We start from the raw sequence: 19,746 nt of genomic DNA, 5'->3' as shown, positions 1-19,746 counted from the left end.
ACATGCGCCTTTACCGGGAGCGAAATACACAAATTCAGCGCTTAAATGTCCTGAAAACGCGCCAAACTGCCCCGTGCCGCCGCCATCAACCACGCCGCATCAATGCCAAGCGCGGTAAACCGCGAGCCCGCCGCGATATAGCGCCGCAACGCCGCCTCATCGAGGGTGATGATGCCTGAGGGCATATCGAGCGCCTTGAGCCGGGCAAACCCGTCCAAAACAGCCGCCTCGACCTCGGGTGCCGCCAAATTGCCGGGGTGGCCCATATCGGCGGCCAGATCGGCCGGGCCAACAAAGACCGCATCGACGCCGGGCACGGCGGCGATCTCTTCGAGCGCCTCCATTCCGGCCCGGCTCTCGATTTGCACGATCAGGCACAGCTCGTCTGCTGCACGCGCGACATAATCGGTCACTGTGCCAAATCTGCTGGCGCGCGTCATGCTATTCATGCCGCGCAGGCCTTCGGGGGCATAGCGCATCGCCGCCACGGCCGCGCGCGCCGCCTCTGCCGAATGGACCATTGGCACCATCAACGTCTGCGCGCCTTGATCGAGGTGACGTTTGATCAAGGCCGTGTCATTCTCAGCGATCCGCACAACCGGCGCGCAGGTCGCATATCCAGACAGCGCCTGAAGCACCGGCAGCACATCGGTCACCTCCATCGCGCCATGTTCGCTGTCGATCAGCACCCAATCATAGCCCGCCGCAGCCAAAAGCTCGGCCTGTTGCCCGCCGCCCATCGTGTGCCACGCACCGAATTGTTGGCCGCCCTCGCGCAGGCGGCGTTTGAACAGATTCTGCGGGATAGACATGGGAGAGACCTCCAATAGGGGACTTAAAATGTCAGGACTTCGCGCTCGGTCACAATCGCATCCAGCGGTGCATCGGTGCCTTCGACCGGAAGGTCCGGTGCCTCTTGCGCGCCATACGCCAGGCCGACGGCAAAGACCGATCCTTGGGCGCGCAGTTGCGCCAAGCTGCGATCATAAAACCCGCCGCCGTAGCCCAACCGATGGCCATGACGGCTAAACGCCAACATCGGCACGATCAAAACCGTCGGCGTCACGGGGGTGGACTGTTCCGGGATCAAGGCCCCGAACGCGCCTGTGACCATGGCCGTGTCTGGCGTCCAGAGATCAAAGCGCAAAGGCTGGGCTTTGGCTTCGACCACGGGCACGGCGACCGGGCCAGATCGGGCCAGCGTGGTCATCACGGCACGCGGGTCGATCTCCGTGCCAATCGGCATATAGCCCGCGATCACCTGTCCCCGAAACGGGGTCAAGAACCCCAAAAGCAATTGTGCCGCCTGGCTCGCCGCAAGCCCGCCGGTTTTGTGCGCTTTGGCGCGGGCCGCGCGCGCGCGCGCGCGTAGAGCCGATTTCAAATCATCCGTTACAGTCACAGAAGAACCACACCCGCTAACCCTAAAAATGCAAAAAAACCAACAACATCAGTGACAGTCGTCACAAAAGCCCCGGAGGCCAGCGCCGGGTCAACTCCGATGCGTTCAAGCACAACAGGCACCCCGATTCCAGCCAGTCCGGCGATCACCAAATTGATCACCATCGCAGCACCTATGACGGCACCCAGCGCAGGCGAGCCGAACCAGGCGATGCCCACAATGCCCATGATCACCGCAAAGACGACGCCATTGGTCAACCCGACCAGCACCTCACGACGGATCACCCGCCAGACGTTTGCGCCGGTCAAATCGCGGGTCGCGATGGCGCGCACCGCCACGGTCAACGCTTGTGTTCCGGCATTGCCCCCCATTGAGGCCACGATTGGCATCAACACCGCAAGCGCCACGAATTGCGTGATTGTCGCTTCGAATTGCGCAATCACCAAAGAGGCCATGATTGCCGTGACTAGGTTGACCGCCAACCACGGCAGACGTTGTTTCACCGTGTCAAACACCCGGTCGGCCAAAGAGCCTTCACCGACACCCGCCAGACGCATGATGTCTTCTTCGTGCTCTTCGTCCAACACATTCATCGCGTCATCAATGGTGATCACGCCAATCACTCGATCATCCTCATCCACCACGGGGGCGGCGATCATGTGATACTGGTTGAACGCATAGGCCACATCGGTTTCGCTTTCATCGACGCGAAAGGTGCGAAATCCGGGTTCCAAAAGTTCCAGCAAAGGTTGCTTACGTGGCGCCCCAAGGATTTTGCCAAGGGTGACATGGCCCACGGGATGCAGTTTGGGATCAATCAGCACCATGTGGTAGAAATCTTCCGGCAGCCCCTCGGCTTCGCGCATAAAATCAATTGCCTCGCCCACGGTCCAATGCTCCGGGCCCATCACGACCTCGCGCTGCATCAAACGTCCGGCGGAGAATTCCGGGTAAGACAGGGATTTTTCAACAGCGACCCGGTCGGCATCCTCAAGAGAGGACAGAATCGCCTCTTGCGCTTCCTCATCGAGGTCTTCGATCAGATCGACAACGTCATCGGATTCAAGTTCGCGAACCGCTTCGGCCAACACTTCGGGCCGCAGCGCGTGAATCACCTCGTCGCGGATGCCTTCGTCGAGTTCCGAGAGGATTTCACCGTCAAACTCAGCACCATAGAGTAGAATCAACCGACGCCGATCAAAGGCGTTGATCTGCTCCAACATGTCGGCGATGTCGGCCGCGTGCAGCGGCTCCATCAGCTCAATCAGCTTGGCCCGATCACCTGTGTCGACGGCAAAAAGGATCGAACTGAGCACGCGCGCGCTCAGCGAATATACATCCTCTTCGGCCTCTTCGGCCTCCGGCTCTTCAATGATGTCCTGCTGATCTTCGCTCATGTCCTGCCCGCTTGTTCGTCACGGGGGACTTTAAGGCAGCTTGCCCAAGAGAAACAGAGGCAAGATTGATTTACCTCGCTGATCTGCACGCTTAATCTCTCACAAAGCCAACGCACCCATTCACCAAAGCAGGTTCCCATGGAAACTCTCATCGCCGGTCAGGTTGTCCAATTTTTAGGCGACCCGTTTGCCATCCCCGCAGAAGAGGCTGTTCAAGTTCATTCCGACGGCGCAATTTTGGTGCGGGACGGCAAAGTGGTTTCCGTTGGGGGGCGCGACCATATGCGCGCCAAACACCCCGACGCAGTGCTTCACGATCATGGTCCAGGCTTGATTACACCCGGTTTCATCGACGCCCACGCCCATTATCCACAAACCGCGATGATTGCGAGTTGGGGCAAGCGGCTGATTGATTGGCTCAACAGCTACACCTTTCCCGAAGAGATGAAATTCGCGGATCGCGCCTATGCCGATGACATCGCCGGGCGCTATCTCGATTTGCTTTTGGCCAATGGCACCACCACAGTGACCTCATTTTGCACCATCCATCCCGGCTCTGTGGAGGCATTGTTTGAGGCGGCGGAGGCGCGCGGGATGCGGATCGTGGCGGGCAAGACCTGTATGGACCGCGACACCGCCCCCGAAGGCCTGCGCGACACTGCACACTCCGCCTATGACGACAGCAAGGCCTTGTTGGAGCACTGGCATGGCCGGGGGCGCGCCACCTATGCGATCACGCCACGGTTTTCACCGACCTCGACACCGGAGCAGTTGGAGGCCCTTGGCGCGCTGTGGGCCGAACATCCGTCCTGTTTGATGCAAACGCATTTGTCCGAGCAGTTGGACGAGATCGACTGGGTCAAAGGGCTTTACCCCACCGCGCGCGATTATTTGGACACCTATGAGCAATTTGGATTGGTCCGCGAAGGAGCGTTGTTTGGTCATGCGATCCATTTGGAACCGCGCGAGATTGATCACCTGCGGGCCAATGATTGTTCGTTGATCCATTGCCCGACCTCGAACACCTTTATCGGATCGGGTCTGTTTGACATGGGCGCGCGTAAAGCGGAGGCGCTGCGTGTTGGGCTTGCCACCGACACCGGCGGCGGATCGTCGTTCTCCTTACTGCGCACCATGGCTGCCGCCTATGAGATCGGCCAGTTGACCCACACGGCACTGCACCCAGCCCAGCTTTTGTGGCTGGCCACTTACGGCTCAGCCCATGCGTTGCACATGGCGGATCGGATTGGGTCGATTGCGCCGGGGATGGAGGCGGATTTCACCGTGTTGGATTTGGCCTCGACCCCCGCCATTGCCCAGCGCGCGATCCGGGCCGAAACGATTTGGGAAGAGGTGTTTCCGACCATTATGATGGGCGACGACCGCGCCGTGAGTGCCACCTATGTGATGGGCCGCCGGGTCGCCGTGACCTGATCCGCCGCGCGTGTGGTGTGGCCAGGGGCTGTGACCGCCAGAGGCTCCAATGCAGGTGGCATCGCAGCCCTCGCCTGCGGATGGACCTCCGCCGCATGGGCAACCCCACCGACACCTCCCACCACAACGGCAAAGACAATCAAACCGCGAATGAAACTCATATCACACCTCCCCTGACGAACCTGTTCTTGTTCTCAAAGGGAAAAGTGGCCGCTTCTGGGCGGATGTTCGGCGCATTTTCATCACTCAAATGCAATTTGAATAGAATGTGATGGATCTCGCAGACCCCACCTCAACACGGGTGAGCAAAGACCGCAACGAGGGTCATATTGTCACTGACGCCAACGCCAACGCCAACGCTGTCCAATCCTTTAAACAGCATGTTTTTGCGGTGTCCGGGCGAGTTCATCCACCCTGCGACGGCCTGTTGGATCGTGGGGTATTGCGCCGACAGGTTTTCGGCGACAAGGCAATGGCGATAGCCCGCTGCGGTCACACGATCGCCCACAGTGGACCCGTTTTTACCAGTATGCGAAAAATAGTTTTGGGCCACCAGATCATCCGCATGTCGTTGCGCGGCGACCGCTAGCTTGGCGTTGGGGGTCAAGGCCGCGATCCCCTGTTTGGCGCGCTCCGCATTGATCAGGCTGATCACCTGAGCCCCAGTCACAACACTGTTACGCAGGGAGTTTGATGTAGCGCTTGGGGCCGAAACGGGGCTGATTTGATCGAAGCCGGTGCCGGTTTCTGGGCCGCAGGCCGTTAGCATCAACGCCGCCGTGATGGCACAGGCCGTTGTCCGTTTTCTCATTGTCTCTCTCCCTCGTGTCGCGCTGACGGACGTTCACCCGTCCATCAAACCTTTCAAAAGCCGCGCCTGTGATGCCAGCGTCGCCTCCATGTTGATCGTGGCGACCCAACTGTCAGACACCACATGGCGACCTTCCACAAACAGATGTTTCACCACCATCGGTCCCGCCAGCAACAGCGCCGCCGGGTCCCAACTGCCCGCCGCTTCGACGTCGGACATGTCCCAGATCGCAATATCCGCGCGCATTCCGGGCACGATTTGACCAATGTCATCGCGGCCCAAAACCTGTGCCCCGCCGCGTGTCGCAATTTCCAACGCCTCGCGCGGGCTCATTTTATCGGCGCCATAGGTGACACGTTGCAACAACATCGCCATGCGCGCTTCGGCCACAAGGTTGCCGATGTCGTTCGAGGCCGAGCCATCCACGCCAAGCCCCACATTCACCCCCGCATCGCGCATTGGGCGCACCGGGGCCACGCCAGACCCAAGGCGACAATTGGAACAGGGGCAATGCGCCACACCAGTGCCGGTTTTGGCAAACAGCTCAATCTCGCTGACGTCCAATTTGACGCAATGGGCGTGCCACACGTCCGGTCCGGTCCAGCCCAGCTCTTCGGCATATTGACCGGGACGACAGCCGAATTTTTCCAAGGAATACGCAATGTCTTCGTCGTTTTCGGCCAGATGGGTGTGCATCATGACCCCCTTGTCCCGCGCCAAAATCGCCGCATCGCGCATCAAGCCTCGCGACACGGAAAAAGGCGAACAGGGGGCCACCCCAACCCGGATCATCGCACCGGGGTTTGGGTCATGGAACGCGTCGATCACTCGGATACTGTCGTTGAGAATATCCTCTTCGCGCTCGACCAGACTGTCAGGCGGCAGGCCCCCGGCACTTTCGCCAATCGACATGCCCCCGCGCGTGGCGTGAAGCCGCAGGCCGATGGCCTTTGCGGCGTCAATCGTATCGTCAAGCCGCGCGCCGTTGGGATAGAGATAGAGGTGATCGGAGGTGGTGGAACAGCCCGAAAGCGCCAGTTCCGCCAGCCCGACCATGGCCGAAATCCGCATGTGATCGGGACCAAATTTGGCCCAGATCGGATAGAGCGTTTGAAGCCAACCAAACAACAGCGCGTCCTGCGCCCCCGGCACAGCACGCGTCAGGGTTTGGTAGAGGTGGTGATGGGTGTTGATCAGCCCCGGCGTGACCAAACAGCCCCGGCCATCGACGATCTGGGCATCATCGTCATAAAGCCCCGGCCCGACCGCTTCGATCACGCCATCGCGGACCAAAATGTCGCCGCCTTTGATCTCCTGTCGCCCATCATCCATGGTGAGAATGACATCGGCGTTGCGGATCAGAAAACAGCGGTGCATTTGGAGCCTCACATATGGGTCAATATGTCGACAGTACTGCCAAAGCCGCCTCATGCAACTCTTTGCTGGCGGCGGCCACCACACGCCCACCCTCAAGCGCCGGACCACCTTGCCAATCGGTGACAATGCCGCCTGCGGCTTCGATCACCGCCAGCGGGCCGAGAATGTCATAGGATTGCAGCCCGGCCTCAACCACCAGATCAATCTGCCCCGCAGCCAAAAGCGCATAGGCGTAGCAATCCATGCCGTAGCGCGTGAGTTTACAGCGCGCCGCGAGATCATGAAACGCGCGGCCTTCCACCTCGGAGCCGACTTCTGGGAAGGTCGAGAAAATCACGGCATCACCAAGGGCCACACCGCTGCGTACGCCCAAGACCCGTGTGCCATGGGGGCCAGTCATTTCAGACAGGCCAAACCCACCCAAAAACCGTTCCCCGATATAGGGTTGATCAATGATGCCAAACAGCGCCTCATCGGCATCGCGCAACGCGATCAACACACCCCACGTCGGCGTGCCGGAAATAAATCCGCGTGTGCCATCAATCGGATCCAAAACCCAGGTCAGCCCGGAGCTGCCCGTTTTCGGGCCAAACTCTTCGCCCATAATCCCGTCTTGCGGGCGACGGGCCTCGATCAGCGCGCGCATTGCCTGTTCCGAGCCACGGTCCGCCACGGTCACCGGATCAAAGCCCGCGTCTTTTTTGGAGGTGGTGCCAAGGCCGGTGCCGCGAAAATATGTCAGCGTCACCTCGCGCGCCACATCGGCGGCAGCATGGGCGGTGGCGATGATCTCTGCGCGATCTGTCTCGCTCAGAGCCTGTCCCAATTTGGCTGTGGCATCGCTCATCGTCTTCTCCTTGGTCTGGGCTTTTGCAGGGGCTTTGATCTTGGCGGTAGCCGCTTGGACCTGTCAGGTCAAGCGACGGGGAGGCCAAAATACGGCACCAAAAGCAAGACCCGCGCAGATGCCAAAGGATGAGGCGGAAAAGAAACGGCCCCAATTGCCATTCAGGCAAGGGGGCCGATCATTTGAGGGCTGTGATGAAGGTCACACACACCACTTCGTGTGCGCCTAGATTTGCGCAAATCAATGCTTAGGCAACGTCGGACAAAACCCGAGCCAGTTCAAACAACCGGCGGCGTTGGTTTTCTGGGATCGCATAGTAAGAGCGCACCAATTCAAGCGCCTCTTTGTCGGCCAGAATATCCGCAGGAACGCTGTCTTGCGCATTGGGCACTTCGGTCAGGTCGCGCACATGTGCCTCCATGCCGTCAAAGAAAAATGCCACCGGCACCCCAAGCGATTCCGCAATGTCCCACAGCCGGGAGGCGGACACACGGTTCATGCCCGTTTCGTATTTTTGAATTTGCTGGAATTTGATCCCAACTTTTTCTGCAAGTTGTTGCTGCGTCATTCCAACCATCCAACGACGATGGCGAATCCGCTTGCCCACGTGGACGTCCACGGGATGTTTCATACTGACCGCTCCTTGTTCGTGCTGTGCGCAATACCCTATGCGTGCATAGCACATTTCCAAGGCTTGGGCCTTCCGCTCAACCTGTCTTTTTGGATAGGATTTTAAAAAATGATTTTAAGTAATTGATTTGAAATAATATAATACTGAACCATAAGGAAAAATATAGCGAACACTTGCTAATTTTCGGGTGTTCCTCACTAAACCTGCGCGTGTTTTTTGATCATTTGTTGCATTTCGCAAATTTCACGCCGCTCCGCAAGACCTCTCAATCGAACACAGTTTTCTTTTTCCCAAAGGATAAAAGCGAGTCGCAATGCGGCGAAACGGCATAGACAGCACCCCCGAGTCAGGCCAAAACAACACTATGAATAAGACAGCAACCGCCTACCGCGTCACCGCATTTGATCTTGCCCCACAGCTACAAGAGTTGCGTTTGGAGCCCCCTGACGCAAATCAAGTTCAGGTCAAAATCCATGCCACCGCCCTCAATTTTGCCGACACATTGATGTGCGCAGGCACCTATCAGGACACGCCGCCCCCCCCTTTACCCTTGGGTTGGAGTTGGCCGGAGAGGTGACAGCGCTTGGCAAGGACGTCACAGGGCTCACCATTGGGCAACGCGTGGCGGTGTTTTCCGGTCAGGGTGGTCTGGCCACTTATGGCAATTTCGCCGCGTCGCGCTGTGTGCCGATCCCCGACAGCCTTGGCTATGACGCCGCCGCTGCGCTGCAAATCGCCTATGGCACGTCGCATATGGCACTGAGCTATAAGGCGCGACTTATGCCCGGCGAACGGTTGGTCGTCACCGGGGCGGCGGGCGGCGTCGGCTTGACGGCGGTGGAAATTGGCAAACGGATGGGCGCGGAGGTGATCGCCATTGCGCGCGGAACCGATAAATTGGCCATCGCGCAAAAGGCCGGGGCCGATCATCTGATTGACGCAGAGGCGGACGACATTCGCGACCAGATCAAGGCGCTTGGCGGTGCCGATGTGGTCTATGACGCGGTCGGCGGTGCCCTTTATGAGGCGTGTTTTCGCGCCACCAACCCGGATGGGCGCATTTTGTTGATCGGGTTTGCCGGCGGCGGCCTGCCCCAGATCAAGCCAAATCATATGCTGGTGAAAAACATCACGGTGATTGGCTTTTATTGGGGCGCCTATCTGGGTTTTAAACCCGCGCCGTTTTTGGCCTCACTCAGCCAACTGTTTGACTGGGCCGCGCGCGGCGAGATCACGCCGCATATTTCAAATCGCCTGCCGCTCTCACAGGTGGAGGAGGCGATGGAATTGATCCGATCGCGTCAGGCCACGGGCAAGGTCATCGTCACGCCCTGATGTCCTGCCTTTACTGCGCTGCGAGCCGCGCCCCGGTGCGGTAGCTATAGGCGTTGCGGATCAAATCGCGCAGAGTGGTTTCCGCCTCGCCTTTCATCAGATCAGAGGCGTAGAGGTTGATCTTTTTATGGGCAAGTTCCGGCAGAGCGCCACCATGATGAATGGGCTCGGTCTGTGGCGGGGTTGATCCTTCCAAAATCGCGTGCACGGCAAGATCGGCGGACACGGAGGCCTCGATCGTGCGGGTTTGATCGCTTTCAATGCCCATTTCCCACGGAATGCCCGCCCGATCCAACGCCTCCTGGACGCCTTTGCGGAACACACATCTATGCTCAAACGCCAGACGCAGTGGCCGTTGCCGCCACGCGTTGCCGCCGATCGCACCGATCCAAACCAACGCGAGTTCGGCGATGGTTTCCCCGCCCGCGTCCAACCCGTCTTCGGTGGTCATGATCAAATCCGCCTCACCGCGCGCAAACATTTCTTTCAGTTTGACCGTGTAGGAGGACACGAGATTGACCCGCATGCGCGGAAAATTGGCGTGAAACTGTTGCAACACCTGTGGGATCGACGGGTAGACGATATCATGGGGCACGCCGAGAACGATCTCGCCCTCATATTCCTGTGCCGTGAGGCGGCCATAGACCTCGTCATTGAGTTCCAACATCCGCCGCGCATAGGACAAAAGCTGTTCCCCCGAGGCGGTCAGCGCAATGGTGCGCGCCGAGCGATCCAACAAATGGGAATCGAGGCTTTCCTCCAGCCGCTTGAGCTGCATCGACACGGCCGATTGTGTCAGATTGAGGTATCCCGCTGCCCGGGTCACGCCACCACAATCGGCAACGGCCACAAAGGAGCGCAGAGCGGTGATGTCGAGATTTCGGGCCATATCAATTCCTGTGATCTGTTTCGCAACAAGCATTCATTTTATTTGTTGATCATGATCGGCGATACAGATCAAGGAAAATGATTCCACAGCCACCATAGTTCACCATTCGGAAAGGATTGACGATGTTCGCGAAAGCTCAAACTCTGGCCCCGACCTGCAGCACGGGCGCACGCCGCGCACCGTCCTTTTTCTCTCGCCTGCGCGCCGCAATGGCCCTCTCAAAGCAGCGCCGCAGCTTGGCGGACCTCGACGACGCTTTGCTCAAAGACATCGGCCTGACCCGCGAAGAGGCCCAGCGCGAGGCAGAGCGTCCGCTTTGGGATGTTCCCCGCCATTGGAAACGCTGAAACGCCGCGCGATCATGCGACGAACAGACCAGAATCCGGGCCAGAATCAGGGCCAGAATCAGGGCCAGCGCCCCTGCCGCACCCCCATTTGAACCGCGACACCCGAAAGTGTCGCGGTTTTTTTCATTTTTTTCACTGCGCGACACATATTAATAGGGGTCAAAAAGAAACACGCGGTTTGTGATCCGCATGTGCTTGAAATCCCCCCTCAAACTGCCAATATCAGAAGGGAAATCCCGAATTTTTCGGGGCGTAGTGATTTTGACGCACGAGGAGTACAGTCCATGGCTGACTACAGAACGGTCCACGCAGGCGCAGGTGCCCGCTCTGCTGAGGTGGACGCGGGTCTTCGCACCCACATGAACAAAGTTTACGGCACCATGTCGGTGGGCCTTTTGGTCACCGCTTTGGCGGCTTGGGCGTTGGCCAACATGGCCGTGAGTTCCACCCCGACCGAATATATGGTCGGCGACGGTGAATATCTCACCGGGCTCGGCTATGCGCTTTATGCGACGCCTTTGAAATGGGTGTTGATGTTCGCGCCGCTGGCAATGGTGTTTGGCTTTAACGCCGTGGTGTCGCGCTTGTCTGCCGCCGCGACCCAGACCTATTTCTACGCCTACGCCGCGTTGATGGGCCTGTCGCTCAGCTCGATCTTTCTGGTCTTCACCGGCGCCTCTATCGCCCAAACCTTCCTCGTGACCTCCGCCGCCTTTGCGGGCCTGTCGCTTTGGGGCTACACGACCAAAAAAGACATCTCCGCATGGGGATCGTTTCTCATCATGGGGGTGATCGGCCTTTTGATCGCCTCTGTTGTGAACATCTTCCTCAAATCCTCCGGTCTTGAGTTCGCGATCTCTGGCATTGGTGTTTTGATCTTTGCCGGTCTGACCGCCTATGACACACAAAGAATCAAAACCGATTATATTGCTCACGCTCATGCGATGGACGGCGAATGGTTGGCGAAATCGGCCATCATGGGGGCGCTGAACCTCTACCTCGACTTCATCAACCTGTTCATGTTCCTGTTGCAATTCTTGGGCAACCGCGATTGATCCGCAGACGGACTTGAAATGCCAAAGGGCCGGTCACTGTGACCGGCCCTTTTTATGTCTCTCACCATGTGAGCTTACGCGTTCAAATCCCGCGCCATCTGTACCGCCGGCAGGGCCACACCGGGCCGCAACATCAGATCGACATCGCCAGACATGGCAAATCCATGCGCCTCGTAAAACGGTTGGGCCGTCAGGGTGGAGAGGCAACACATCCGCGTCACGCCGGTGCGCTGCGCATTGGCCAAAACATGGTCCAGGATCACACTGCCGACCCCACGCCGCACATAGTCCGGGTGAACCGCCACGCGCCGCATATGGCCGATCTCGCGCGGGCCGACGCCACCAAAGGGGCTGGCCTGTGTCCACCCCCCTGCCGCAATCACATCGCCACCCCCAGTCTCTGCGACAAAAAACGTGCCGCTGTTCAAAAGCCGCGGCGAGGTCACCAAGAGGGAGGGCAAAACCTTGGCCAACGTCGCTGCCGAATAGTCGGCTCTGAGCAACTCGCCGTAAGAGGCGCGGAACAAATTATCAATCTGCATCGTGTCCGCCGGCATCGCCTGACGCATCACAAAGGGTGGCAGCTCTGGCCGCCGGTCCAACACCTCCAAAGCCTCGCTCAGGCTCGCAGGTCTCTCATCATATGGATCATCACACTCTAACATCTCTCAGGCCTCTCCTGTGGGCCGCGTTTGGCGGCGAACGGTGATCTCCCGAGGTCTCTTTTTGCGAGGATCTCTGGGGATCAGGGGGCGAGGCAGTCAGGCGGGGGGATGTTTAAAAAGAAAACCCGCGTGACCGTCTCTCGGGTCGCGCGGGTTTTGCATTTCGGTGTCTTCGGAAGGGCTTACTTGATTTTGCCTTCTTTGTACTCGACGTGCTTACGCGCGACCGGGTCGTATTTTTTTACGACCATCTTTTCGGTCATGGTGCGGGCATTCTTTTTGGTCACGTAAAAGTGGCCCGTGTCCGCGGTCGAGTTGAGACGGATTTTGATCGTCGTCGGCTTCGCCATTTTGAATACTCCAGTTATCACATGCAACGGGGGCGTCCGGGCCGACCCGTGGAATCCTTGAAGCCCGCCTTTTAAGCCCTTGCGGCCCCGAGTCAATGGTGTTCGACCGGGTTTTGCCAAAAAACCACATATGCCGTCCATTCCTATTCTCGCACAATGCCCCTGCACGTCCGACACTTGCGCCGGTGCCGCGCTGTGCATAGGGTACGCGACGCGGTCATTGGGACCGCAAAACCTCTCAGGGCGGGGTGAAATTCCCCACCGGCGGTAAGCAACGGCGCGCAGGCGTTGATGTAAGCCCGCGAGCGCCACGGGCACCTTCACAGAGGCCCCTTGGGACAGCAGATCCGGTGCGATTCCGGGGCCGACGGTATAGTCCGGATGAAAGAGAGTTGGATGCGGGATGGGGTTTTGGCCCCTGCCCCCATGTCCTTCTGTGCCTTGAGTTATGTGCGGTAACAGAAAGGACACGCCACATGACTCGTTCCCCCTCTGGCCTTTGGGCCACGCTCGGCCCCGCGCGCGCCGGTGCGCTATTGATGATCGCTGCCGGCGCTTTGTTTGCCGTGATCAACGCCCTCACCCAATATGTCACGATGATGCAGGGCGTGCCCTCCGCGCGTCTGGCGTTTTGGCAATATTTCATTGCCTTCCTGTTTTCCGCCCCATGGGTGATCCGTCACGGGCTGCGCGCCATGGCCACGGGCAACCTTGGCCTGCATCTGTTGCGCGTCGGGGCCGCCACCATCGGGGTCCAGCTTTGGATCGCCGGGCTGGCGCATGTGCCGATCTGGCAGGCCATTGCCTTGATCATGCTGTCGCCGTTTTTCGTCACCTTGGGGGCCGGGCTGATCCTGCGCGAAGAGACCACATTGGCACGCTGGTTTGCCGTCACGCTTGGGTTCCTGGGCGGGATGATCATCCTCGCGCCTTGGTCGGAAAAGTTTTCGATCTACGCGCTCTATCCGGTGGGGGCCGCCGCGTTTTGGGCGCTGACCTCATTGTTGACCAAACGCATGACCCGCACCGAGACGCCCGAAAGCCTCACCGTCTATCTGTTGCTCTTGCTGACGCCGGTGAATTTCGGCCTCGCTCTGGGCGACGGCATCGCGCTAGATCTTGGCCTCTCAGGTGGGATCGTGTTGTTGGCGGGGGTTTTGACCGCGATGGCGCAATATGCGATCGCCAAAGCCTATTCCATCGCCGATGCCGCCTATCTTCAGCCGTTTGACCACCTCAAATTGCCGCTCAACGTGGCGTTGGGGGTTGCGGCCTTTGGCTTTGTGCCGCCGGGGTCGATGTGGATCGGGTCACTGATGATCCTGTCCGCGTCATTCTATTTGCTGCGCCAGGAAAGCCGCAACGCGCAGATGGCTACGACCTGAGCGCGCGAACATCGGGCCGCGTCATATTGGCTCAAACCTAAAGCGTTCCACCATAAACCTGTTTCACGGGTTTATGGCGGAACACCCACAACATGGATATGTCTGGCTGTGCCATCTATACCTTGATTTTGAAATTACTTTGGTGGATACCTCAATCAGGCACCGCCCTGTATAGTGATTGCCCCTTGATGCCGCCGACACCGATCGGACCTGAAGGGGAACACGATAAATTAGGGAGTGTCAGATGACATCCTCAAAAAGTAACGCACTTGTCCTCGGCCGCATCGCAGCAACGCTGCCTGTTCAAGACGTCGAAAAGGCATACAAGTCGTATAACTCGGTGTTTGGTTTCGAGAAGACCTTTGAAAACGGTGACCCCGTGGGGTTCATGATCTTGAAAAGAGATAGCGCAGAGCTGCATCTGACGCTTCAAAAAGATCATCGGCATCCCACATTTAATGTGGCTCATATCCTCGTTTCCAACGCAGATGAGGCTTGCCGAAGGTGTCAAGAGCACGGGTTTCGCATCATCAAGAAATTGCAAGACAAAGACTATGGGCTACGCGCCTTCGTGTTCTCCGACGATGACGGCAACCGAATTGATGTCGGTGAGATAATCTAAGGAAATAAACAGCCGCGCCGGTCGATATGGCCTCAAACCCGCCATTCGCGGCGATCTGTACGAACGCCCAACGTCCCGTCTCGCCCCATTTGCGACGCGAAGGTCAAATTGATCTGACGTCCCCCCCCAAAAAAAGGGCGGCCCGAAAGTCGCCCTTTTTATAAGCTGAATTGAGCCTACAAAACCGGTTTGCCCATCGACTGATGGATTTCGGCCTGTCGTGCCGGGTCCAACATCAAAGACTGCGCGAGACCCATCAAAAACGTCTTTTCCGCATCGGTATCGACCGAAATCGCCATCAGGGCCGCGGCATAGACCTGAGCCGCCGCAGAGGTGCCCGCGTCCTTGGCCAGAGCCATCGGATCGACAGGGGCGTCCAGTTCGGCCTGCACAAAGGCGATTTCCTCATCAGAGGCATCGTTCAGCTTATCCAAAATTTTGGTGCGCTCTTCGGCGTCGATCTCGCCGTCCGCCTTGGCCGCCATGATCATCGCCCGGATCATCAGCTTGGCGTTTTCCTCACTGGCCGCGCCGACCGGCGTGCCTTGGGTCACCGAGGCAAACATATCGGTCATCGAGGCCGCGCCCGTCGCCGCCGCCCCGCCCATGGCCGAGAACAGCGAGCCAAGTCCGGCTTCGGTCGCCTCAGACATATCGGCGGCTTGGTTGCCAAATTTGCCCATCATGTCGCGCACCGCGTCCGCGCCGCCCGGAAGGCCGAATTTCTCCGCCATCTGGCCCATTTGATCGGCCACACCGCCGGGATTGCCGGACTGGCGCATGGCTTCACGCACACCATCCATCCCGCCCATCTTTTTCACTTTCTCCACGCCTTTCGCCGCAGCAAAGCCGATCGCCAAAGTTGTCAAAGCCCGCACAAAACTCATTGGGACACTCCCTCTTTTAGATTTCGCTCCCCCACATACTGCGCGCAAAATTCCATTGTGCCAACGGGGAGAATGCCACCACCTCCCTCTAAAACTGGCGTTTTGCGCGTAAAGACACAGTGGGCGGCACTCGCACAGGAGGGCGTTGGTCTATTTGGAAATCAGTTTCTAAAGTGTTTTGCTATCCTGTAATCTTAAATTTAAGATCATAATCCCGCTGCCTTAACTCATCTGCTCGGGGAATGTCGGACCTTCGCAACAGGTTGCACGGAGTTCAACCCAGCGGACCTTGCCGCCGTTCAACTCGCCCAAGGCAAGGTCTGCTCCACTGCCCTGAGCGCTGACCATAATAGCAATTCCCAACCACAGCATGCTATCACTCACCAAAGCGCACAATTTTTTGGTGATTTAAATGGATGAAGATAACAGCCTGAACGTACTGGAAAACAGCATCACGGCTTCGCTGGATCTCACAGAAATGGACGACAAAGAAGCCGCGCGACAGGTTGATGAGTCATTTGAACTGGTACGGGAAGACTGCAAAAACAGCAGCATTGAGTCTTATAGAAAAAGCGCGGCTGAAAATTTGGCATGTTTTCGGGAGGAGACTAGGGTGTGAACCCAATTCCTTGTCTTGCTGAAATGGGCTCTTCATGATTCATCTGCGGAAAACAGGTGCATGATGGCGAGATTTGATCTGAGCGACGAAGAATGGGCTGCAATCCGGCCTCATTTACCCAAACAAGGGCGCGGTCCGCAGCGCAAGGATGACAGAACAGTCTTGAATGGCATTTTCTATGTTCTGCGCACGGGGGTGCCGTGGCGCGATCTGCCGGACCGGTATGGCCCGCGCACGACTGTTTACAACCGCTATGTCCGCTGGGGTGAGCGCGGGATTTGGCAAGGGATATTTGATGTGCTGGCGACGGAATGTGAGGACGCGCTGATCTTCATTGATAGTTCAATCGTCAAGGCACACCGGGCGGCAGCAGGCTCAAAAGGGGGGAGTTGGCGCAAGGTATTGGACGCTCACGCGGCGGTCGCGGCAGCAAGGTTCACGTCGCCGTAGACCATCGCGGCCTGCCTCTACGGTTCGCGATTACAGGCGCACAAAGGCATGATAGCAAGGTATTTGGTTCATTTGTCGGCTGGCAAAAACAGCCGACAGCTATCGTCGCAGACAAAGCCTATGGCTCAAAAGCCATCCGCCAAACCATCGCTGACGAAGGCGCATTGGCAGTGATCCCATCCAAGTCAAACGCCCGCATCCACATCCCACATGACCCCGACATCTACGCCCAGCGAAACCTTGTAGAGCGGTTCTTCTGCCGCATGAAAGACATGCGAAGGCTAACAACGAGATACGAAAAGTTGAAACGCAACTTCCTGTCGATGGTCCATATCTTTGCAATCAGATGTTGGCTGAATTGAGTCCACACCCTAAAGGGTTCGAAGAGAGAACCTTCTCGCGCTGGAAACCTGCATTCGACCACCTCGATATGCTGTGGCATGTCGCACAAGAACTTGGCGAATTGCACGGCAAGGATGTTCAACGACGCAATGACGAAGACAACAATGCAACCATGGCTGCTTTGGCCCGTATCTTTTCCAAAGCGCTTCTGGTGGTACAAGAGATTATTTATCTCCTAAAGGGCGGCTTCCCGGATGGCGCTTTGACCCGATGGAGGTCTCTGCATGAATTGTCGGTAACGGCGATGTACATCGCAAAGCACGGTGAGGACACAGCCAAAAATACTTGCTGAGTTTTCACTTTTCTGCATGCCGTGCTGCACGTCAGATGAACGAACACTCAGAACGATCGGGGCTAAGAGGCTTTAGTGCTGAGGAAATGCACACGTTTGAGGAACGTTGCGCCGAAGCAGAGCGAGTTCTTGGTCGAACTGTAACAAATGGTGAATGGCCAAAAATCACCGTTTCTCATCCGCAATTTGATAAAGTCGAAAAGGATGTTGGCATGGACCATTGGAGGCCGTGGTACAAGTGGGCATCGAGCCACGTCCATGCCAATCACCGCCCTGTCGACACATACCTCGGCTTGGCAGAGACAACGGTTCCAGTAAATCTGGTTGAGGCGAGCAACTCGGGCTTCGTAGATCCGTTTCAGTTGACGGCGCTGTCTTTGGCTCAGTTGGTTGATACGTATCTTAGACATTCGAAAAATTTTGATCGTATCGTGCATATTGACGTGTTTCATGAGCTTGCAAACGAAATGGCCGATATCGCTCTAAAAGCCGAACGAGACAGTAAACGGGCCTTTGAGGCATTGAACAGAACAGACTCTTAAAATTTGAGCTTTGTAAACACCCCGCCCCGCAAATAGCTGACGTTTGGGCATAATGCAGCATCATGCACTCTGGGCTCGTTCCTGCCTTTGGCTGCGTTGAGCGCCAATGTCGGCTATGGCCCCTCTAATAGGGATGACAGAAATATACGCGGACGGCCTATAAGCCGGATTCTGTCTCAGCGGGCGGACCCGCCGTGGATAACCATTCCTCTAGGCCTGTTGTTACCAACAGGCTCAAGCTGCCAACCCGGACGTCTCGGGCTCAAGCATCCCTGCGGGCGGTATGCAAAGCACACAGTCCCCGCGCGACGTCCCTATTTGGCATTGCTCCCGGTGGGGCTTGCCATGCCGGTTCTGTTGCCAGTCCCGCGGTGGGCTCTTACCCCACCGTTTCACCCTTACCCCAGCTTGCGCTTGCGCGCGTGTAAGGCGGTCTGTTCTCTGTGGCGCTGTCCCTAGGGTTGCCCCCGCCGGGCGTTACCCGGCACCGTTGCTTGATGGAGTCCGGACTTTCCTCGCGCCAGAGATCGCCCCCAGCCCGCGATTATCCAGCCATCCGCGTATCAAAGCGACTTAGGCGAGCCAGTCGTCCGGGTCAACGGGAAAGCGCGACGCCAGATCATGCGCCATGGCCATATCAACGGCATCCAGCGGCCCATGATGATTGGGACGAAAGCGGGCACGAAAGGCCGGAAGCACCGCCTCAATCGGCGCATCGGGATAGCCAAATGCCGCAAGACCTTGCAAAAACTCATCCGCATGGGCCTCAAAATCCAGCGCAATCTGCGGCCAGACCGACAGACCGCCAAGCGCCAGCCTGCGCCAATCAAAGCGCGGGCCGGGGTCGATTTTGCGCGTGGGGGCCATGTCGGAATGGGCAATGACCCGTTCGGGCGTCATAAACCAACGCTCCATGATGTCACTCAACAGCCACTCCAACGCATCCATTTGATCGGCGGCAAAAGGGGCTGTGCCGGGGTTGGCCAGTTCAATGCCGATGGACTGCGAATTGACATCGGTGACACGACCCCATTGCCCCGCCCCCGCGTGCCACGCCCGGCTTTCCTCATTCACGAGGCGCAAAATAACGCCTCGGCAATCAATCAGATAATGGGCGGAGACCTCGTGATCCGGGCAACACAGCCGCTCAAGCGCAGCATCGGCTGAGGTCATGGCGGTGTAATGCAACACCACCATATCCGGTTGCGCACCGCCGCGTCGATCACCAAAATTGGGCGACGGGTGATCACGGATATCAGGCACAGCAGTCAAATCGCGGATCAGCGCGCGCGCGCGGCCAGACGGAAAGGTGCGGGATCCCAGCTACAGGCGAAGCCGTCGCCATCGGGATCAAGCCCTTTGGCGTTGCGTTCCGGCCCGCCGCTGTTGAGGAAATCTTCCTGCGCCAGATCGGGCGACGGGTATTTGGCACAGGCGCGCGCGGCACGGGTCTGCGCGCCGGGGATCAGACGCGAATACAGCGCTTCGCCAACGCGATTGGTGGTCGACAAGGCGAACTCAACAATCGTGGCCGCATCCTTGGTTGGACGGGTCGGCACGGCAGTCGGTTGGATGGTGACATAGGAGTCTTTGTTGGCGGCAACACGCGCCGCGTCTTGTTCGATCGACCGCTCGGAGGCAACCGCATCGAAATTGTTTTCCGAGGAAATCCCGATGGCGTTGGTCACCGCTTTGGGTGCGGGCCCCACCGGCGCGGGCGTGTTCTCCGCCGCATCAATTGCCGCAGCGGCCTCGGCCGAAATCTCTTTGGTGTCGAGGCCCGTGGTTGCGCTCGTGCTCACGCCTGCGCTTTGACCACGCCCATCACCATTGGCAATCAATTCGGCCTCACGTTGGGCTTGATAATCCGCATAGGAGCCAAAGCCCACGCCGGAACCGCTGTCCGGCACGGGGGTTTCGCAAGCCGCAAGGGCAATCAAAGAAATCAAGGCGTAAGAGGCGCGGCGCATCGGCGGCAAGCTCCAAGGATGAGGGCAGTTCGTCGTC

The 19,746-nt window shown here is 58.1% G+C and carries 21 protein-coding genes, 1 other RNA gene, 3 pseudogenes and 1 riboswitch; of the genes and pseudogenes, 9 read left to right on the top strand and 16 right to left on the bottom strand.

The genetic code is table 11. From position 1 onward, the window contains the following. Window positions 1-41: 41 nt before the first annotated feature. The 3 genes from DA792_RS04205 to mgtE are packed head-to-tail and all read right to left on the bottom strand — an operon-like array spanning window position 42 to window position 2,799. Entirely contained in the window at window positions 42-812 is a 771-nt protein-coding gene (locus DA792_RS04205; RefSeq protein ID WP_107718379.1) for an HpcH/HpaI aldolase family protein, read from the bottom strand. A gap of 23 nt (window positions 813-835) precedes the next feature. Further along, a complete protein-coding gene (locus tag DA792_RS04200; RefSeq protein WP_199908111.1) occupies window positions 836-1,402 on the bottom strand; it encodes a 5-formyltetrahydrofolate cyclo-ligase in 567 nt (188 codons plus the stop codon). Continuing rightward, entirely contained in the window at window positions 1,399-2,799 is a 1,401-nt protein-coding gene (gene mgtE, locus DA792_RS04195) for a magnesium transporter (RefSeq protein WP_107718375.1), read from the bottom strand. The genes DA792_RS04200 and mgtE overlap by 4 nt, the downstream gene beginning before the upstream one ends. A gap of 138 nt (window positions 2,800-2,937) precedes the next feature. On the opposite strand from mgtE, the gene guaD reads away from it, so the two are divergent. Continuing rightward, window positions 2,938-4,233, top strand: a complete 1,296-nt coding sequence (guaD, locus tag DA792_RS04190) for a guanine deaminase (RefSeq protein WP_107718373.1) — start codon at window positions 2,938-2,940, stop codon at window positions 4,231-4,233. Here guaD and DA792_RS04185 read toward each other — a convergent pair. The 5 genes from DA792_RS04185 to DA792_RS04165 form a co-directional block, all read right to left on the bottom strand. Beyond that, a complete protein-coding gene (locus tag DA792_RS04185) occupies window positions 4,200-4,394 on the bottom strand; it encodes a hypothetical protein (RefSeq protein WP_107718371.1) in 195 nt (64 codons plus the stop codon). The two genes, guaD and DA792_RS04185, sit on opposite strands and share 34 nt — an antisense overlap. A gap of 131 nt (window positions 4,395-4,525) precedes the next feature. Beyond that, window positions 4,526-5,044, bottom strand: coding sequence for a CAP domain-containing protein (locus tag DA792_RS04180; protein WP_107718369.1), 519 nt, complete (start codon window positions 5,042-5,044; stop codon window positions 4,526-4,528). Between the two features lie 33 nt (window positions 5,045-5,077). Then, a complete protein-coding gene (locus DA792_RS04175) occupies window positions 5,078-6,421 on the bottom strand; it encodes an 8-oxoguanine deaminase (protein ID WP_107718367.1) in 1,344 nt (447 codons plus the stop codon). A 19-nt stretch (window positions 6,422-6,440) separates the two neighbouring features. Continuing rightward, window positions 6,441-7,268, bottom strand: a complete 828-nt coding sequence (locus DA792_RS04170; RefSeq protein ID WP_107718365.1) for an inositol monophosphatase family protein — start codon at window positions 7,266-7,268, stop codon at window positions 6,441-6,443. 247 nt (window positions 7,269-7,515) lie between these two features. Further along, entirely contained in the window at window positions 7,516-7,899 is a 384-nt protein-coding gene (locus DA792_RS04165; RefSeq protein ID WP_107718363.1) for a helix-turn-helix domain-containing protein, read from the bottom strand. A gap of 364 nt (window positions 7,900-8,263) precedes the next feature. On the opposite strand from DA792_RS04165, the pseudogene DA792_RS04160 reads away from it, so the two are divergent. Continuing rightward, window positions 8,264-9,234: pseudogene (locus tag DA792_RS04160) on the top strand (NADPH:quinone oxidoreductase family protein). Window positions 9,235-9,244: 10 nt separating this feature from the next. On the opposite strand, the gene DA792_RS04155 reads toward DA792_RS04160, so the two are convergent. Then, complete coding sequence (locus DA792_RS04155) at window positions 9,245-10,123, bottom strand: LysR family transcriptional regulator (protein ID WP_107722548.1); 879 nt, start codon at window positions 10,121-10,123, stop codon at window positions 9,245-9,247. Between the two features lie 122 nt (window positions 10,124-10,245). Here DA792_RS04155 and DA792_RS04150 point away from each other — a divergent pair, with 122 nt between their 5' ends. Continuing rightward, window positions 10,246-10,470 (top strand): DUF1127 domain-containing protein, encoded by a 225-nt coding sequence (locus DA792_RS04150; RefSeq protein ID WP_107718361.1) that lies wholly within the window; start codon window positions 10,246-10,248, stop codon window positions 10,468-10,470. A 284-nt stretch (window positions 10,471-10,754) separates the two neighbouring features. After that, entirely contained in the window at window positions 10,755-11,525 is a 771-nt protein-coding gene (locus DA792_RS04145) for a Bax inhibitor-1/YccA family protein (RefSeq protein WP_107718358.1), read from the top strand. 74 nt (window positions 11,526-11,599) lie between these two features. Here DA792_RS04145 and DA792_RS04140 read toward each other — a convergent pair whose 3' ends face one another. After that, window positions 11,600-12,190, bottom strand: coding sequence for a GNAT family N-acetyltransferase (locus DA792_RS04140; protein ID WP_107718356.1), 591 nt, complete (start codon window positions 12,188-12,190; stop codon window positions 11,600-11,602). 182 nt (window positions 12,191-12,372) lie between these two features. After that, window positions 12,373-12,540 (bottom strand): 50S ribosomal protein L33, encoded by a 168-nt coding sequence (gene rpmG / locus DA792_RS04135; RefSeq protein WP_009572866.1) that lies wholly within the window; start codon window positions 12,538-12,540, stop codon window positions 12,373-12,375. Window positions 12,541-12,770: 230 nt separating this feature from the next. Next, window positions 12,771-12,937, top strand: a riboswitch (FMN riboswitch). Between the two features lie 79 nt (window positions 12,938-13,016). Between rpmG and DA792_RS04130 the strand changes: the two genes are divergently transcribed. Together DA792_RS04130 and DA792_RS04125 are read left to right on the top strand one after the other, a co-directional pair. Further along, entirely contained in the window at window positions 13,017-13,925 is a 909-nt protein-coding gene (locus DA792_RS04130) for a DMT family transporter (RefSeq protein WP_107718354.1), read from the top strand. A gap of 244 nt (window positions 13,926-14,169) precedes the next feature. Continuing rightward, window positions 14,170-14,547: a VOC family protein gene (locus DA792_RS04125; RefSeq protein ID WP_107718352.1), complete on the top strand. Its 378-nt coding sequence runs from the start codon at window positions 14,170-14,172 to the stop codon at window positions 14,545-14,547. 176 nt (window positions 14,548-14,723) lie between these two features. Here DA792_RS04125 and DA792_RS04120 read toward each other — a convergent pair whose 3' ends face one another. Together DA792_RS04120 and DA792_RS22150 are read right to left on the bottom strand one after the other, a co-directional pair. After that, window positions 14,724-15,434, bottom strand: coding sequence for a DUF533 domain-containing protein (locus tag DA792_RS04120; RefSeq protein ID WP_107718350.1), 711 nt, complete (start codon window positions 15,432-15,434; stop codon window positions 14,724-14,726). Between the two features lie 222 nt (window positions 15,435-15,656). Next, window positions 15,657-15,806: a hypothetical protein gene (locus DA792_RS22150; RefSeq protein ID WP_159075160.1), complete on the bottom strand. Its 150-nt coding sequence runs from the start codon at window positions 15,804-15,806 to the stop codon at window positions 15,657-15,659. 40 nt (window positions 15,807-15,846) lie between these two features. Here DA792_RS22150 and DA792_RS04115 point away from each other — a divergent pair, with 40 nt between their 5' ends. From DA792_RS04115 to DA792_RS23205, 3 genes and pseudogenes are all read left to right on the top strand, one after another. After that, window positions 15,847-16,053, top strand: coding sequence for a hypothetical protein (locus DA792_RS04115; protein ID WP_107718348.1), 207 nt, complete (start codon window positions 15,847-15,849; stop codon window positions 16,051-16,053). Window positions 16,054-16,113: 60 nt separating this feature from the next. After that, window positions 16,114-16,865: pseudogene (locus DA792_RS23210) on the top strand (IS5 family transposase). Further along, window positions 16,850-17,739, top strand: a pseudogene (locus tag DA792_RS23205) (DUF5677 domain-containing protein). Before DA792_RS23210 ends, DA792_RS23205 begins: the two co-directional pseudogenes overlap by 16 nt. Before the next feature lie 144 nt (window positions 17,740-17,883). On the opposite strand, the gene rnpB reads toward DA792_RS23205, so the two are convergent. The 3 genes from rnpB to DA792_RS04080 all read right to left on the bottom strand — a co-directional run bounded on the left by rnpB (window position 17,884) and on the right by DA792_RS04080 (window position 19,709). Beyond that, an RNA gene (rnpB, locus tag DA792_RS04090) (RNase P RNA component class A) lies at window positions 17,884-18,299 on the bottom strand. A 13-nt stretch (window positions 18,300-18,312) separates the two neighbouring features. After that, window positions 18,313-18,936, bottom strand: a complete 624-nt coding sequence (locus tag DA792_RS04085; RefSeq protein ID WP_107722546.1) for an N-acetylmuramoyl-L-alanine amidase — start codon at window positions 18,934-18,936, stop codon at window positions 18,313-18,315. Window positions 18,937-19,019: 83 nt separating this feature from the next. Continuing rightward, entirely contained in the window at window positions 19,020-19,709 is a 690-nt protein-coding gene (locus DA792_RS04080) for a hypothetical protein (protein ID WP_107722547.1), read from the bottom strand. Window positions 19,710-19,746: the final 37 nt, after the last annotated feature.

Origin of the sequence: Celeribacter baekdonensis (assembly GCF_003047105.1) — a bacterium.
In the GTDB taxonomy this organism is placed as follows: Bacteria; Pseudomonadota; Alphaproteobacteria; order Rhodobacterales; family Rhodobacteraceae; genus Celeribacter; species Celeribacter baekdonensis_B.
The sequence above is the reverse complement of the archived record's forward strand: the minus strand, read 5'-3'. Positions and strand labels throughout refer to the sequence as shown.

Coding starts and splice junctions, on each gene's coding strand:
- DA792_RS04130 (WP_107718354.1), top strand. CDS start 13,017: ATGACTCGTTCCCCCTCTGGCCTTTGGGCCACGCTCGGCCCCGCGCGC.
- DA792_RS22150 (WP_159075160.1), bottom strand. CDS start 15,806: ATGCTGTGGTTGGGAATTGCTATTATGGTCAGCGCTCAGGGCAGTGGA.
- DA792_RS04080 (WP_107722547.1), bottom strand. CDS start 19,709: ATGCGCCGCGCCTCTTACGCCTTGATTTCTTTGATTGCCCTTGCGGCT.
- DA792_RS04205 (WP_107718379.1), bottom strand. CDS start 812: ATGTCTATCCCGCAGAATCTGTTCAAACGCCGCCTGCGCGAGGGCGGC.
- DA792_RS04185 (WP_107718371.1), bottom strand. CDS start 4,394: ATGAGTTTCATTCGCGGTTTGATTGTCTTTGCCGTTGTGGTGGGAGGT.
- DA792_RS04155 (WP_107722548.1), bottom strand. CDS start 10,123: ATGGCCCGAAATCTCGACATCACCGCTCTGCGCTCCTTTGTGGCCGTT.
- rpmG (WP_009572866.1), bottom strand. CDS start 12,540: ATGGCGAAGCCGACGACGATCAAAATCCGTCTCAACTCGACCGCGGAC.
- DA792_RS04180 (WP_107718369.1), bottom strand. CDS start 5,044: ATGAGAAAACGGACAACGGCCTGTGCCATCACGGCGGCGTTGATGCTA.
- DA792_RS04120 (WP_107718350.1), bottom strand. CDS start 15,434: ATGAGTTTTGTGCGGGCTTTGACAACTTTGGCGATCGGCTTTGCTGCG.
- guaD (WP_107718373.1), top strand. CDS start 2,938: ATGGAAACTCTCATCGCCGGTCAGGTTGTCCAATTTTTAGGCGACCCG.
- DA792_RS04150 (WP_107718361.1), top strand. CDS start 10,246: ATGTTCGCGAAAGCTCAAACTCTGGCCCCGACCTGCAGCACGGGCGCA.
- DA792_RS04085 (WP_107722546.1), bottom strand. CDS start 18,936: ATGGTGGTGTTGCATTACACCGCCATGACCTCAGCCGATGCTGCGCTT.
- DA792_RS04115 (WP_107718348.1), top strand. CDS start 15,847: ATGGATGAAGATAACAGCCTGAACGTACTGGAAAACAGCATCACGGCT.
- DA792_RS04140 (WP_107718356.1), bottom strand. CDS start 12,190: ATGTTAGAGTGTGATGATCCATATGATGAGAGACCTGCGAGCCTGAGC.
- mgtE (WP_107718375.1), bottom strand. CDS start 2,799: ATGAGCGAAGATCAGCAGGACATCATTGAAGAGCCGGAGGCCGAAGAG.
- DA792_RS04170 (WP_107718365.1), bottom strand. CDS start 7,268: ATGAGCGATGCCACAGCCAAATTGGGACAGGCTCTGAGCGAGACAGAT.
- DA792_RS04125 (WP_107718352.1), top strand. CDS start 14,170: ATGACATCCTCAAAAAGTAACGCACTTGTCCTCGGCCGCATCGCAGCA.
- DA792_RS04175 (WP_107718367.1), bottom strand. CDS start 6,421: ATGCACCGCTGTTTTCTGATCCGCAACGCCGATGTCATTCTCACCATG.
- DA792_RS04165 (WP_107718363.1), bottom strand. CDS start 7,899: ATGAAACATCCCGTGGACGTCCACGTGGGCAAGCGGATTCGCCATCGT.
- DA792_RS04145 (WP_107718358.1), top strand. CDS start 10,755: ATGGCTGACTACAGAACGGTCCACGCAGGCGCAGGTGCCCGCTCTGCT.